Raw genomic sequence first — 13633 nt, 5'->3', positions numbered from 1 at the left:
GTTAGGAGCGCCGGTCAATACGGGGCCCGCTCAATTTGTCAATTCCTTCAAGCGAATGTGTCGGGAATGTTTCAATGCATGAATATGCAAGCCATTTACGTGTTCATGCATCTTTTGGTGCTAAAGTTTCAACCCACTTCATAACGACCACTGCGAAATGCGCATCGGTGCATAAATCGCAGACAAGGAGTCTGATATGTCTTTGAAGGTTGGAATCGTCGGCGCGGCTGGATATGCCGGAGCCGAGCTTATTCGCCTCGCGCTCGGTCATCCCGAGTTTGAACTTGTTGCCATTACGTCCAACGCCGATGCCGGCCAGCCGCTGTCCGCGGTGTATCCGAGCTTTGCTGGCGTGAGCGATCTGGTTTTCACCACGCATGACGCCCCCGAGCTCAAGAGCTGCGATGCGGTTTTTCTTGCCGTGCCGCACACGGCTGCCATGGCACAGGTGCCCGCGCTCCTTGCATCGGGCGTTTCCTGCTTTGATCTTTCGGCCGATTATCGTCTGAGCGACGCGTTCGTCTTTGAGACATGGTATGCCGCCGAGCACACGAGTCCCGAGCTGCTCAAGACGCGTGCTTTCGGCCTGCCCGAGCTGTTCTGCCAGGACTTGGAGACCGCTGCTTCCAGCCATGCCGCTGGCAGGCCCGTGTTGGTCGCCTGCGCCGGCTGCTATCCCACCGCAACGAGCCTCGCTGCCGCGCCTGCCGTGCGTGCGGGCTGGGTGGCCGAGAGCGGTCCCGTGATCGTTGACGCCATCAGCGGCGTGACGGGTGCCGGCAAGTCCTGTAACGCCCGCACCCATTTTTGCAGCGCGGACGAAAACCTGGAGGCCTATGGCGTGGGTAAGCATCGTCACACGCCCGAAATCGAGCAAATCCTCGGTCTAACCGATCGCGTCGTTTTTACCCCGCACCTGGCACCGCTCAAGCGCGGCCTGCTCTCCACGGTGACGCTGCCGCTCACGCCGCAGGCCATCGACTCCCTGGCTCTTGAGGATGTCGTCGACTATTACAAGCAGTTCTACGCTGGACGCACCTTTGTGCGCGTGCTCGACGCCGGCCAGCAGCCCAAGACGGCTTCGGTCGTCGGCACCAACGCCGCCCAGATCGGCCTCGCGCTCAACAAGCGCGCGGGCGTGCTGGTGGCGACGGGCGCCATCGACAATCTGTGCAAGGGCGCTGCGGGCCAAGCAGTCCAGTGCGCCAATATCGTCTTTGGCTTTGACGAGCGACGAGGCTTGCCCACAGTGGCGTGCCCGGTGTAGCACATTCGATTGTTAACGATTTGGTAGTCGGGCATCGAGTGGGGCGCCACTCTTAAGCTGGTCTCATGATTACGACTGGCATGGCGCACCAACCGATGTCCGTTTTTTGTTTGACATAAGGAGTCATAAAGACGATGAATACCGAGCTGTTTGATATCAAGATTCGCGCCGTCGAGGGTGGCGTTACGGCTGCGGCTGGTTTTAAAGCTGCGGGCATCCACGCTGGGTTCCGCAAGAACCCCGAGCGTCTGGATTACGCGCTCGTCGTGCCCGATAAACCCTGTCCCGGTGCTGGCGTGTTTACCACCAATCGCTTTTGCGCGGCGCCCGTGCAGGTGAGCCGTGCCAACCTGGGCGGTGCCGACAAGGGCTATGGCGTCATCGCCGGCGTTTCGGTCAACTCTGGCAATGCCAACGCCGCCACGGGTGAGACCGGCCTTGCCTGCGCGCGCGAGACGTGCAGCATCGCATCGCAGGTCATCGGCTGCGAACCCCAGCAGATTCTGGTTGCCTCCACGGGTGTGATTGGCCAGATTCTGCCGATCGACACGTTTGAGACCGCCATTCCTGCTGCCTACGAGGCGCTCTCCGCCCACGGTGGCGCCGATGCCGCTCGCGCCATCATGACGACTGACACGCACTCCAAGGAGTACGCCGTGTCCTATGTCAGCGAGGCTGCGGGTCATGCGGGCAATGTCTATACGGTAGGCGGAATGTGCAAGGGCTCGGGCATGATCATGCCCAACATGGCCACCATGATCGCAGTTATCACCACCGATGCCCCCGTCGAGCCTGCGGCACTTCATGCCCTGCTGCTCTCGACCGTCAAGCAGACCTTTAACAAGGTAACGGTCGATTCCGACACCTCGACCAACGACACCTGCATCATGCTTGCCTCCGGCGCCGCTGCCGCAGATGCCGAGCCTATCGTCGAGGGCTCCGATGCCTTTGACGAGTTGGCATTTGCCGTGCACGAGGTGTGCGAGAGCCTGGCGCGCAATATCGCCGCCGATGGTGAGGGCGCATCCAAGCTTGTTACGGTCAACGTTACCGGAGCCGCCAACGACGAGGAAGCTGATATCGCCGCCCGTGCCGTCGCCAACTCGCCGCTCGTTAAGACCTGCATCGCCGGCCACGACTGCAACTGGGGCCGTGTTGCTATGGCGCTTGGCAAGTGCGGCGTGAAGTTTAATCAGGAAGACGTTTCCATCGACATGATGGGCATGCCTGTCTGTCGCGACGGTCTGACTGTTCCCTTTGACGAGGACGAGGCTCTACGACGTTTCGAGGCGCCCGAGATCGTGATCTCGGCCGACCTGGGCGCAGGCGACGCGGCAACGACTGTGTGGACCTGCGACCTCACGCATGAATACATCTCCATCAACGGCGACTACCGTTCCTAGATTCCAGGCATGCTGCGCATCTTGCCGCGATTGCGGACGGCGGAGTACGGCGCGATAACGATACGAAAGACGAGGCAGATTATGAAATTCGCACGCGATTGTCGTTCGAGCGAATCCAACGAAGCAACCGCGCAGCTGCTGTTCGAAGCGCTGCCGTGGATTAAGAACCTGACCGGCAAGACGGTTGTTATCAAATATGGCGGAGCCGCCATGGTTGATGAGCAGCTGCGCCGCGACGTGATGAGCGACATCGTTTTGCTCAAGATCATCGGTATGCGTCCCGTCATCGTGCACGGCGGCGGCAAGGCTATCAACGAGGCGCTCAGCCACTACGACATCCCCGTCGAGTTTAAGAACGGCCAGCGCGTGACTACGCCTGCCACCATGGACATCGTGCGCGAGGTACTGGGCGGCAAGGTCAATCAGGAGCTGGTCGCGGCGCTCAACCACCACGGCAACCTGGCCGTGGGCGTGTCCGGCAGCGACGCCGGCACCCTTATCGCCGAGCCACTCGACCCAGAGCTCGGCCGCGTAGGCAAGGTCACGCACGTCAACACCGACTATATCGAGCGCCTGCTCGATAGCGAGTACATCCCCGTCATCGCTACCGTCGCGGCGGGGGAGGACGGCGGTTTCTTCAACATCAACGCCGACACCGCCGCCGGTGCCGTTGCCGCGGCGCTCCACGCGCATAAGGCGATCTTTTTGACCGATGTCGATGGCCTGTACAAGGACTTTAGCGACAAGGACTCGCTTATCTCCAACCTAACGCTCGACGAGGTTAACGAAATGCTCTACGGCGGCGAGGTCGATAAGGGCATGATTCCCAAGCTGCGTGCGGCCGTCGATGCGCTTACCGGCGGCGTATTTCGTGCCCACATCATTAACGGTACTACGCCGCATTCGCTGCTCCTGGAGCTGCTGACCGATGCCGGCGTCGGCACCGTGATCCATTCCACCGAGACGGCTTACGAGTTCGATACGCATCCGCATCCGCTTTCGACGTTTGCTGCGCGTCTGACCGAGAACCTTGACGAGGTCGAGAAGCTTCAGACGGTCTAGCTGACCCTCAGCCGCCCCATTCCTGCACCCATAGCCCCGCGCCGTCTGGCGCCCAACGAAAGGCATCTCATGTCACTTGCAGCTCAGCAATCGCTTGAATCCCATTACGTTATGCATACCTTTGGCCGCTCTCCGGTCGAGTTTGTCGAGGGTCACGGCATGAAGCTCACCGGCGACGATGGCCGTGAGTACCTCGACTTTCTTGCCGGCATCGGCGTGTGCAGCCTAGGTCATGGCGACCCGGCTGTGCTCTCGGCGCTCGAAGCACAGACCAAAAAGCTCATGCATGTCTCCAACTATTTCTACATCGAGCAGCGCGGACAGGTCGCGGCGCTGCTGTCCAAGCTTGCTAACGACGACGTAGATGGTGCGCGCGTGCTTGCCGATGCCGTTGTCGCCGGCGATGAGACCACGGCAGCTGCTCTTGGTGCCCCGGCTGCGGATGAGCAGGTTTGGGAGACCTTCTTTGCCAACTCTGGCGCCGAGGCCAACGAGGGCTCGATGAAGCTCGCGCGCCTGTACGCCAAGCGTGCCGGTAATGGCGGCAACACCATCGTGTGCATGCGCGGCGGGTTCCACGGCCGTACGCTCGAGACCATTGCCGCCACCATGCAGGATTGGCTGCAGGACAGCTTCCGCCCACTGCCGGGTGGCTTTGTGGCCTGCACGCCCAACGATGTCGATGAACTGCGTGCGATCTTTAAGCAGCTGGGCAGTGAAATTTGCGCCGTGATGCTCGAGCCGATCCAAGGTGAGAGTGGCGTGCACCCCATGACCGAGGAGTTTATGGCGGCGGCGCGCGACCTGGCACACGAAGTGGGCGCCGTGCTTATCGCCGACGAGGTCCAGTGCGGCATCTTCCGCTCTGGCAAGCCGTTTGCATTCCAAACCTATGGCGTGGAGCCTGACATCATGAGCCTTGCCAAGGGCATTGCCGACGGCGTGCCCATGGGTGCCGTGGTGGCAAAGAAGGAAATCGCCGACGTCTTTAAGCCCGGCGATCATGGTTCGACCTTTGGCGGTAGCTGCCTGGCCATCACGGCGTGTGCCGCGACGCTCTCCGCGCTCGTGCGCGGCGATTATGCCGACCATGCTGCCAAGGTAGGCGCCTATATGGAGGCAAAGCTCGCCAAGCTGCCGCACGTGACCGAGGTACGTGGTCGCGGCTTGATGCTCGGCTGTGATTTGGATGATGCCGCGGGCGACGCGCATGATGTTGTTGCCCGCGCGCTGGCCGCCGGTGCCGTAATCAACGCTACGGGTGCCCATACGCTGCGTTTCCTGCCGCCACTCGTCTGCGAGGAAGCCGACGTGGACAACCTGATCGAGATTTTGTCGGACGTTTTGGCCTAACACGGCGCAATAACTCAATTTGGACCGGGTCCCGGACTGCGGACGTGCCATATGCGGCACGATTCAGCGGTCTGGACCCCGTTTTGTCTTAGATTTGCTAAGGCGGGGGAGACCTGCTGGTCAAAAAACATCAAATATGAGTACTGTTACCGATTTGGTAGCAGCAATTTTGGACTAATAAGGCTAGATAGCAAGACGAAATGGCGATGAATACACGATTTTAATCCAACTGTTAGTCCTTATAATGGACACATGTTGCGTAACTTAAGCAAATGCTATCTTTTTATATGTTGCAAGCAAAGTAACAGTACTCATTTTTGCCATTTTTTGACCACGGACCTTGAAATAAGGGGTCCTTAGAGCTCGAATCCCATGCACTGGGCCCAAACAAAAACGGTCCCCCTTCGAGGACCGTTTCCAATTCAGTGGTGGGCGATGAGGGATGTCCGCGTGCGGCTGGCGCCGCCCGCGCCCCGCTTCGTCGCTCCGCTCCTCGCGTGCTGCGCTGGAAAACGCTTCGCGTTTCCTCAGCTCCGCACCCTGGCGGGTTCGAATCCCATGCGCCGGGCCCAAACAAAAACGGTCCCCTTTCGAGGACCGTTTCCAATTCAATGGTGGGCGATGAGGGATTCGAACCCCCAGCCTTGTGCGTGTAAAGCACCTGCGCTAACCGTTGCGCCAATCGCCCGTGCGGAGAGAGTATAGCAAAACAATCGCCTCATTCACCTCATATCCATTAAAGGTAACCGGCGCGTGTCACAGCGGAGCTGATTCAGTTGAGATTGCCTGAACATTCCGCCCCTCTTTACGCCCTCGGGTATACTCAAAAGCTACTGATTCGATTTGATGCCCAGCAACAGCAGAGGGGATAGTATATGTGCGGTTTTGTCGGTTTTGTCGGTGGGACGGATAACCAATCCGAGGTGCTCACCAAGATGATGGACCGCATCGTCCATCGCGGTCCCGACATGGGCGGTCAGTTTATCGACGGCCGCGTTGCCCTCGGCTTCCGCCGCCTGTCGATCCTCGACCTGACCGAGGCCGGCGCCCAACCTATGGCCAACGAGGACGGTAGCGTCGTCATTGTCTTCAACGGTGAGATCTACAACTTCCAAGAACTCCGTTCCGAGCTCGAAGCCAAGGGCTACAAGTTCCATTGCGGCGCCGACACCGAGAGCCTCCTGCACGGCTACGAGGAGTGGGGCGAGGCCGTCCTCGATCGCCTGCGCGGTATGTACGCCTTCGTCATCTGGGACAAAAAGAAGAACAAGCTTTTTGGCGCCCGTGACATCTTTGGCATCAAGCCGCTCTACTACTATCCCATGGCCGATGCGGGCGACGGCGCTCCGGGCGTGCTCTTTGGTTCCGAGATCAAGAGCTTCCTGGACTACCCGCACTTCCACAAGGCGGTCAACAAAAAGGCTCTGCGTCCGTACATGACGCTGCAGTATTCGGCGACTGAGGAGACCTTCTTCGAGGGTGTCTACAAGCTGCCGCCGGCGCACTACTTTACCGTCGATATCCCGACCGGCAAGATGAACATCGAGCGCTACTGGGATTGCGATTACTCTGCCGTCGAGAAGCCGTTCGAAGAGTATGTCGATGAGCTGGACGAGGTCGTGCACGAGAGTGTCGAGGCCCATCGCATCGCCGACGTCAAGGTCGCGTCGTTCCTCTCCGGTGGCGTCGACTCCAGCTACATCGCCGCTTGCCTCATGCCCGACAAGACCTTCTCGGTGGGCTTTGACTACAAGAACTTCAACGAGACCAACTACGCCAAGGAACTTTCCGATAAGCTCGGCGTCGAGAACGTTCGCAAGATGATTACCGCCGACGAGTTCTTCGGTGCGCTCGAGGACATCCAGTATCACATGGACGAGCCGCAGTCCAACCTGTCTTCCGTGCCGCTGTGGTTCTTGGCCGAGATGGCCCGCAAGGACGTTACCGTCGTGCTTTCGGGCGAAGGCGCCGACGAGCTCTTTGGCGGCTACGCCTACTACGAGGACACGGTCCCGGTGCGCAAGTACAAAAAGATGGTGCCGCTGCCCATCCGTCGCGCGCTCGGTAACTTGGCGCTGCATATGCCGTACTTCAAGGGACATAACTTCCTGGTCAAGGGTGCCGAGATCCCCGAGAAGTCGTTCCTGGGACAGGCTCTGGTATGGCCGGAGCGCGAGGTCGACGGCGTGCTCAAGCCCGAGTACAACACCGGCGATGGCGCCTTTGAGCTCGCTGCACCCATCTACGCACGCGTGAAGGGTCAGCCCGAACTGGTCAAGAAGCAGTACCTGGACATGAACATGTGGCTCCCGGGCGACATTCTGCTCAAGGCCGACAAGATGTGCATGGCGCACTCGCTGGAGCTGCGCGTGCCCTTCCTGGACCGCAAAGTCATGGAGTTCGCCGAGCACATTCCCGATCGCTACCGCATCAACGAGAACGGCAACAAGCAGGTACTCCGCCACGCTGCCAACAAGTCGCTGCCCGATGAGTGGGCCACCCGTCCCAAGGTGGGCTTCCCGGTGCCGATTGTCTACTGGCTGCGCGAGCAAAAGTGGTACGACTATGTCAAGGAGTACTTCACCGCGCCGTGGGCAAGCGAGTTCTTCAATACCGACGAGCTCATGCACCTGCTCGATCTGCACTTTGCGGGCAAGGGCGATTTCCAGCGCAAGATCTATACGCCGCTCGTGTTCCTAGTGTGGTACAAGCGCTTCTTTATCGACGAGGACCAGCCCGCTGTTCAGGCTGCCTAGCCTCGGCTTACGAACGCCTGCGCGTAACGGCTCCTCCGGGAGCCGTTTTTGCGTGGGTGCGTTTCAGTTACTATAAAACCGTCCCTGCCAAATGGCTGAGAAAGGTGAAAGATGCACCATTCGGATTCCGCGACCGTGACCACGGTCGATACGCTTGCCAAGCTTCTCGATGTGTGCGGCGAGCTGCGCGCATCAGAGCAGGTTGACGAGCGCGCCGTGACCGGCTGCTCGTTTGATTCGCGCGCGGTCTCGGCAGGTGACGTATTCTTTTGCAAAGGTGCTGCCTTTAAGCCCGCGTTTTTGAGCATGGCGCTCGATGCGGGCGCCGTCGCATTTGTGTGCGAGGAGTCGCTGGTCGAGTCTCTGGAGCCGCTGGCGCAGGAGAGCGGTGCTGCGATGCTGGTTGTTGATAGTGTTCGCACGGCCATGGCCCTGTTGCCGCCGGAGGTCTACGACCGTCCCGACCACGACGTCAAGATCGTGGGCATCACCGGCACCAAGGGAAAGACCACGGCCGCTTTTATGCTCCAGTCCATCATCAAGGCGGCGGGCGAGTCCTGCGGCATGATCGGCTCGGTGAGTACCGACGATGGTATCGAGTGCTACGAGAGCACCAACACCACGCCCGAGGCCCCCGAGGTTTGGCGCCATATCGCCAACTGCCGCACGTCCGGTCGCCAGTCCATGGTCATGGAGGTCTCGAGCCAGGCGCTCAAGTACCAACGCGTCGAGAATCTGCCGTTTGACGTGGCGTGCTTCCTCAACATCGGCCGCGACCACATCTCGCCGATCGAACACCCCACGTTTGAGGATTATTTTGAGAGCAAGCTTAGGATCTTTGACCAGGCAAAGACCGCCGTGGTGAATCTGGGCACCGATGAGGTTGACCGTGTGCTAGAGGCAGCGTCGACGGCCGAGCGCTTGGTGACCGTTGGCGTCGAGCATCCCGAGGCAAGCCTGTGGGCGAGCGATGTCCGCATGCTCGGCTTTAACATCGAGTTCAACTTGCACGGCATGAGCGCCGACGAGCCCGAGGCGGGGGAGAAGGTCCTGCTGGGTATCGCGGGCGACTTTAACGTGGAAAACGCGCTGGTCGCTATCGCCGCTGCGCGCGAGATCGGCATCGGTATCGAGGCTATCAAGAAGGGCCTCTCCAAACTGCGTGTGCCGGGCCGCATGGAGGTCGTGGAGTCGAAGGACGGCCGCGTGATCTGCGTCGTTGACTATGCGCACAACCGGCTTTCGTTCCGTTCGCTTTTCTCGTCGGTCAAGCGCGCGTTTCCCGCTAGCCCCGTCATTGCGCTGTTTGGCGCCGCCGGCGGCAAGGCGCAGGAGCGCCGCGAGCAATTGCCACGCGAGGCCGCACCATATTCCGACCTGATGATCTTTACGAACGAGGATCCAGCTCACGAGGACCCGATGAAGGTCTGTCGCGAGCTTGCCGAACATGTTCCCGACGATACGCCGAACAAGATCATCCTCGATCGCGAAGCCGCTGTGCATGCGGCGTTCAAGGCGGCGCGCGAGGAGTACGTCAACCCCGATGCTCCCACCATTGTCTTGCTGCTGGCAAAGGGTGACGAGGAGCTCATGCACGTGGGCGACGAATTCGTGCCCATCGAGAGCGACCTTTCGCTGGCCAATCGCCTAATCGATGTTACCCAGTTTGACTAATGAACCATGATGGCGGCGGCGCCCTGAGTGCGCTGTCGCCATAAGCGTGTTCCCTCAATCAAAACATGCCGTCCAAGTCCAAACCCTTCTACGTAAACGGAGTAACCATGTCCCACAATACCCTGCCGACCGTCGCTGAGCTTTCGGGCGAGATGCGCGAGCGCTTGGCCAAGGTCAAGTACGTCTTTACCGACCTGGATGCCACGATGCTCGCACCCGGCTCGTGCGTGCTGCGCGACAACGACGGCAACCCCTCGACCAAACTCGTCGAGGCCGTCGTGGCGCTCGCTCGCGCTGGTATTCAGGTGGTTCCCACCTCGGGCCGCAACCGTACCATGATCCACGAGGACGCGCGCGTGCTCGGCCTCAACTCCTACATCGGTGAGATGGGCGGCCTGGTCATGTACGACCTCAAAGCCAACGATTGGGAGTATCTGACCGGTGACATGCCTTACGACCCCGCCTGTGGCCTTACTCCGCACCAGGTGATCGAGCAGACCGGCGTGTGCGAGAAGATCCTTGCCCGCTGGCCGCACAAGATCGAGTATCACAACGACATGTCGACCGGCTACAAATACCGTGAGGTCACCGTCGGCATGCGCGGCGATGTGCCCGACGATGAGGTCCAGGCCATCCTGGACGAGGCCGGCTGCGGTCTGATCTGGGCTTGCAACGGCCATCTGACTCACCTGTCCAAGCCGACGACGCTCGAGCTCGATCGCGTCGAGGACGGTCGCGCATTCAACATCAACCCCGCGGGCCTCAACAAGGGCGTCGCCATTGCGCGCTTCTGCGAGCACCTGGGGATCGAGCGCGAGGAGACGTTGGCGCTCGGCGACTCCGAGTCCGACTTCTACATGGCCGATCACGTGGGCACGTTCTGTCTGGTCGAGAATGGCCTGACGAGCGCCGGCGCGCCCGAGTTCCTGGCTGCTTACGAGAACGCTTTCGTTACGCGCGGCAAAATTGTCGACGGTTGGGCGGCGACGGCAGAGCTGCTGGTCGCGGCGCGTTCGTAGCGCGCCGCCGCCGCACTTGGACATGTCTTTTCGAGAGAGACTGGTGAGGTAATGTCCGATATCGAGAATCCGGCAGGCGACACGCGCCCGATTGGCGTGTTCGATTCTGGTTTGGGCGGTCTGACGGTTGCGCGCGCGATTGCGACGGCGCTGCCGCACGAGTCCGTCTACTACTTTGGCGACACCAAGCGCTGTCCCTACGGCACCCGCGCCGAGGATGAGGTGCGCTCGTTTGCGTTGCAGGCGGGTCGTTGGCTTTCGAAGCACGACGTCAAGATTATGGTCATCGCCTGCAACACGGCGACCGCTGCGGCCTTGCGTCTGGCCCAGCAGGTGCTCGACGTTCCCGTGATCGGTGTGATCGCGCCGGGTGCCCGTGCGGCAATCAACAGCACGCGTACGCGTCGCGTGGGCGTGCTCGCCACCAACCTCACCATTCGCTCGGGCGCCTACACGCGCGCCATTCAGGACCTGGATGCCGGCGTCGATGTATACGGCTGTCCTGCCTCGAGCTTTGTCGAGGTTGTCGAACACGAGCTCGCCTCGGGTGCACATCTGCAGGAACAGTGGCTTGAGAACGAGGACATCTTCGATACGCCTGCCGTGCGTGCGCTGGTGGGTGCCACGGTTGAGCCGCTGCGCGACCACGGTATCGATACCGTGGTGCTCGGCTGTACGCATTTTCCGCTGTTGGTGGGACCTATCCGCCATGCGCTGGGGCCTGGGGTGCGCGTCGTGAGTTCCGCCGAGGAGACCACACGCGAGCTGACCGATATCCTCACGCGCCGCGAGCAGCTGGCGGGCGACGCCGCCGAGCCGCAGCATCGTTTTGCCACGACGGCCGATAACATTGCCGAGTTTGCGGTGGCGGGCAGCTTTATCTTTGGTCAGCCGCTCAAGAGCATCGAACACATCGATATCGATGAGCTGCAATAGATGTAAGGCAGCCGCCAAAGCCTTCGCCACATCTTTTGCCGAAAGGATATTTCTATGGAGTACATGCAGGTCAACCGCGCCAACGGTCGCGCCGCCAACGAGTTGCGCCCCGTTAAGCTCACTCGTGGCGTCATGAAGCACGCCCACGGCTCGTGTTTGGCCGAGTTCGGTGACACGCGCGTGCTGTGCGCCGCCACTATCGAGGAGGGCGTGCCGGGCTGGCGAAAGGGAGCTAAGGCCGGCTGGGTGACCGCGGAATACGCCATGCTGCCGGCGTCGACCGGCAAGCGCTGCAAGCGCGAGCACGCCAACCGCAAGGGTCGCTCCATGGAGATCGAGCGCCTCATTGGCCGCAGCCTGCGTACCGTCGTCAACATGAAGGCGCTCGGCGAGTACACCGTCACCGTTGACTGTGATGTGATTCAGGCCGATGGCGGCACGCGTACAGCGAGCATCACCGGCGCCTGGGTGGCGCTGCACGACGCCCTCGCCATGTGGGTCGAGGCGGGCAAGATCGAGCGCATCCCGCTTATCGGCCAGGTGGCTGCCATCTCCATGGGCGTTGTCGACGGCAATACGCTGCTTGACCTCGATTATTCCGAGGACAGCCATGCCGAGGTCGATATGAACCTCGTCGCCACCGACACCGGTGAGATGATCGAGCTCCAGGGTACCGGCGAGCAGGCGCCCTTCGACCGCAAGCGCCTCAACGCCCTGCTCGACCTGGGCGACAAGGGTATCGCCGAGCTCATCGAGCTTCAGCGCCAAGCCCTCGCCTAACCTGCCAATAAGGGACAGGTTTATTTCGGTAGGTTTTATCTGCGGAGACGTCTAGACACAAGACTGCCGTTGATTGAGAGGGGAGAGGCAGAGGCCCTCGTCGCCCTCGGCGCGGCATTGCTATAGAGACAAGGAGACCACTCATGGCACTTGAGAAGATCGACATCGACACCCTCGACCCGGCGGCGACCATCGTCGTGGCAACGGGCAACGCCCATAAGCTCACCGAGATCGAGGCCATTTTGGGCAAGGTTATGCCCGAAGTGCGCTTTGTGGCGCTCGGCCAGCTGGGCGATTTTGAGGACCCCGAGGAAAACGGCACGACGTTTTTGGAGAACGCCATCATCAAGGCCCAGGCTGCGGTCGAGGAGACGGGCCTTATGGCCATTGCCGACGATTCGGGCCTGGTCGTCGACGCGCTGGACGGTGAGCCCGGTGTGTATAGCGCGCGCTACGCGGGCGTTCACGGCGACGATACCGCCAACAATGCCAAGCTGCTCGTGAATCTGGATGGCGTGGCAGATGAGGATCGTACCGCGCGCTTTATGAGCGTCGTTGCGCTCATCGACACGGACGGCTTGGTCACCTATGGCGAGGGCGCCTGCGAGGGCGTTATCGCGCACGAGGGCCGCGGCGATCACGGCTTTGGCTATGACCCGCTGTTCCTGCCGGTCGACACGCCGGGCAAGACCATGGCCGAGCTCACGGCGGATGAGAAGAACGCCATCAGCCATCGATTCCATGCGCTCGAGCATCTGTCCGCCAAACTGACGGGCGAGGAGTAGGCCGTGCGCGCGGTGGTGCAGCGCGTACTCAACGCCGGCGTGACGGTCGACGGCGAGTGCGTGGGTCGCATTGGACGCGGCTACCTGGTGCTGCTGGGTGTGGGCCATGGCGACACGCGCGCCGAGGCCGACAAGCTGTGGGGCAAGCTCCGCGGCCTGCGCATCAACGAGGACGAGAACGGCAAGACCAACTTGGCACTTGCCGATGTCGACGGCGAGGTACTCGTGGTGTCGCAGTTCACGCTGTTTGCCGACTGCCGCCACGGCCGCCGTCCGTCGTTTACGGATGCCGGCGCCCCCGATGTCGCCAACGAGCTCTACGAGTACTTCCTGACGCTCGTTCGTCAAGATGTCGAACACGTGGCGCACGGCATTTTTGGCGCCGACATGAAGGTCGACCTGGTCAACGACGGCCCATTCACCATCGTCTTGGACACCGACAACCTTTAGGTTACGCGGTTTTACCAAACCGCGTAACAACTGGTCATGCGAGATTGTCGTCTGGTACGTATTTGGGACGTGTCTCTATAGTTTTGTCAACCGCGTGCTTCGCGCCATTTCGGCATGACGCATCCGGGCGCCTGGCGCCCCCGCTTGG

At 60.9% G+C, this 13633-nt stretch carries 11 protein-coding genes and 1 tRNA gene; 11 read left to right on the top strand and 1 reads right to left on the bottom strand.

The window, feature by feature from the left end; translation table 11 throughout:
- Positions 1-196 precede the first annotated feature (196 nt).
- The 4 genes from argC (at position 197) to I2F59_RS09275 (ending at position 5085) form a co-directional block, all read left to right on the top strand.
- Positions 197-1267 (top strand): N-acetyl-gamma-glutamyl-phosphate reductase, encoded by a 1071-nt coding sequence (gene argC, locus I2F59_RS09290; RefSeq protein WP_195503957.1) that lies wholly within the window; start codon positions 197-199, stop codon positions 1265-1267.
- A gap of 134 nt (positions 1268-1401) precedes the next feature.
- Positions 1402-2670, top strand: a complete 1269-nt coding sequence (argJ, locus tag I2F59_RS09285) for a bifunctional glutamate N-acetyltransferase/amino-acid acetyltransferase ArgJ (RefSeq protein ID WP_195503956.1) — start codon at positions 1402-1404, stop codon at positions 2668-2670.
- Between the two features lie 81 nt (positions 2671-2751).
- Positions 2752-3732, top strand: coding sequence for an acetylglutamate kinase (gene argB / locus I2F59_RS09280; RefSeq protein ID WP_117734280.1), 981 nt, complete (start codon positions 2752-2754; stop codon positions 3730-3732).
- 69 nt (positions 3733-3801) lie between these two features.
- A complete protein-coding gene (locus I2F59_RS09275; protein ID WP_195503955.1) occupies positions 3802-5085 on the top strand; it encodes an aminotransferase class III-fold pyridoxal phosphate-dependent enzyme in 1284 nt (427 codons plus the stop codon).
- A gap of 612 nt (positions 5086-5697) precedes the next feature.
- Here the strand turns inward: I2F59_RS09275 and I2F59_RS09270 are convergent.
- Positions 5698-5773, bottom strand: a tRNA-Val gene (locus I2F59_RS09270).
- 187 nt (positions 5774-5960) lie between these two features.
- On the opposite strand from I2F59_RS09270, the gene asnB reads away from it, so the two are divergent.
- The 7 genes from asnB to dtd all read left to right on the top strand — a co-directional run bounded on the left by asnB (position 5961) and on the right by dtd (position 13485).
- On the top strand, positions 5961-7841 hold the full coding sequence (asnB, locus tag I2F59_RS09265) for an asparagine synthase (glutamine-hydrolyzing) (RefSeq protein WP_117745773.1): 1881 nt from the start codon (positions 5961-5963) through the stop codon (positions 7839-7841).
- A gap of 111 nt (positions 7842-7952) precedes the next feature.
- The gene (locus I2F59_RS09260) at positions 7953-9515 is read left to right on the top strand and encodes a Mur ligase family protein (RefSeq protein ID WP_195503954.1); all 1563 of its coding nucleotides are present in this window, start codon (positions 7953-7955) and stop codon (positions 9513-9515) included.
- A 107-nt stretch (positions 9516-9622) separates the two neighbouring features.
- A complete protein-coding gene (locus I2F59_RS09255) occupies positions 9623-10534 on the top strand; it encodes an HAD family hydrolase (RefSeq protein WP_195503953.1) in 912 nt (303 codons plus the stop codon).
- 51 nt (positions 10535-10585) lie between these two features.
- Positions 10586-11470 (top strand): glutamate racemase, encoded by an 885-nt coding sequence (gene murI, locus I2F59_RS09250; protein ID WP_195503952.1) that lies wholly within the window; start codon positions 10586-10588, stop codon positions 11468-11470.
- Between the two features lie 54 nt (positions 11471-11524).
- On the top strand, positions 11525-12250 hold the full coding sequence (rph, locus tag I2F59_RS09245) for a ribonuclease PH (RefSeq protein WP_117848021.1): 726 nt from the start codon (positions 11525-11527) through the stop codon (positions 12248-12250).
- A 143-nt stretch (positions 12251-12393) separates the two neighbouring features.
- Entirely contained in the window at positions 12394-13035 is a 642-nt protein-coding gene (gene rdgB / locus I2F59_RS09240; protein WP_195503951.1) for an RdgB/HAM1 family non-canonical purine NTP pyrophosphatase, read from the top strand.
- Positions 13036-13038: 3 nt separating this feature from the next.
- Positions 13039-13485 (top strand): D-aminoacyl-tRNA deacylase, encoded by a 447-nt coding sequence (gene dtd / locus I2F59_RS09235; RefSeq protein ID WP_055286755.1) that lies wholly within the window; start codon positions 13039-13041, stop codon positions 13483-13485.
- Positions 13486-13633: the final 148 nt, after the last annotated feature.

It is taken from the genome of Collinsella aerofaciens, assembly GCF_015556945.1.
Taxonomy (GTDB): Bacteria; Actinomycetota; Coriobacteriia; order Coriobacteriales; family Coriobacteriaceae; genus Collinsella; species Collinsella aerofaciens_AO.
Note: the sequence above shows the minus strand (reverse complement) of the source record. Positions and strands in the feature narration are given on the sequence as shown.